The 1,291-nt window shown below is 64.1% G+C and carries 1 protein-coding gene; it reads right to left on the bottom strand.

Going from position 1 to position 1,291, the window contains the following annotated elements:
• Positions 1 to 245 precede the first annotated feature (245 nt).
• The gene (locus NKJ46_RS34595; protein WP_352671821.1) at positions 246 to 1,283 is read right to left on the bottom strand and encodes an IS110 family RNA-guided transposase; all 1,038 of its coding nucleotides are present in this window, start codon (positions 1,281 to 1,283) and stop codon (positions 246 to 248) included.
• Positions 1,284 to 1,291: the final 8 nt, after the last annotated feature.

Genomic DNA, 1,291 nt, shown 5'->3' with positions numbered 1-1,291 from the left:
AAGCTCCTGTTTCGTTTTTTCGGACCGTGTCGCCCCGCGGGTCACTCGCTTCTCTTCGCGGTCGGCGCAGGGCCGCCGCATGATGGGGTCAGGAGAGCGAGGCGTCTCAATCTGTTGAACGACCTTGGAAAGTTTGCCCCAGGATCGTGCCTGCTAACGAGATCGCCTTGCCCATCGTCCCCACGGGAACGATCCAGGATCACCCTTGTGGGCGAAACTCTTTCTTCATTTGTCCGTTGTCCGTTTCATGCCGATACGAGACCGGGTTCCTTGCTGTAGCGGAACTCGGTCGCGTCGCTCCACATGCGATGGAGGATGACGGCGAGCTTTCGGGCAACCGCGACACGGGCTCGCGCCATACCGCGCCGCTTGGCGACGTTCATGCCCCACGCGCGCAGGCTCGACCATTTCTTGCTGCGCACGAGCAGCGTATGAGCTGCTTCGTAAAGCGCTGTGCGGGCCAGTTCGTCCCCGCAGCGGCTAACTTTGCCCTGGATATCGGTCTCACCGGACTGGTAGCGCGCCGGGGTCAGTCCCAGATGCGCGCCGACGTCCCGCGAGCGGCGAAAGCGGTCCGGCCGGTCGATCGTGGCGCGGAAGGAGAGCGCGGTGATCGGCCCGACACCTGGAACGCTCATCAGCCGCCGACAGACCTCTTCCTTGCGAACGAGACCGAGAACCTGCTTCGTCAGGCGGACGAACTCTCCCAGCATTGTGGCGAGGATCGTTAGCAGCGGCTCAACCAGCGGCATTACAACCGGATCTGTGCCGGCCAACTCGCGCACACGACCGGCGAAGGCGGTTCGCGACGGCCTGCCCAGCTTGATGCCGGCCTCCCGCAGGATCGCCCGGATCACGTTCTCGATGGTGCGCATTTCATTCAGCACCGTGCGGCGGGTGACGAGGAGAGATCTCCAAAGCCGGCACCGCCGGTTCTTCACATGCACCTGCCGATACCAGCCGGTGCGAATGATCTGCGCCAGCGCCCGGGCGTCATTCCGATCCGTCTTGTTCGGCATCGTCTTCATCGCCGCATTGGCCCGCCGCGTCTCGATGCAGATAGCCGGCAGGCCGCCGGCGCACAGCCCGTCGTGAAGCCAGGCCGTCAGCGAACACGCTTCCAGCCCGATCCGCTCCAGCGGCAGATCGACTTTCCGCAGGGCGTTGCACAACGCCTCCGGCTCGCTCGCCGCGCGCGCTTCCTTCACGATCCGCCCAGCCGCGTCGACCACGCAAATCGCGGTATCTTCCAAAGACACGTCAAGTCCGGCAAAATACTTCATGGCTGCTC

It is taken from the genome of Mesorhizobium sp. M0166 (genome assembly GCF_040322255.1).
Taxonomy (GTDB): Bacteria; Pseudomonadota; Alphaproteobacteria; order Rhizobiales; family Rhizobiaceae; genus Mesorhizobium.
Note: the sequence above shows the minus strand (reverse complement) of the source record. Positions and strands in the feature narration are given on the sequence as shown.

Bases quoted from the DNA above. Each gene is read 5' to 3' on its own strand.
- NKJ46_RS34595 (WP_352671821.1), bottom strand. From the start codon at position 1,283: ATGAAGTATTTTGCCGGACTTGACGTGTCTTTGGAAGATACCGCGATT.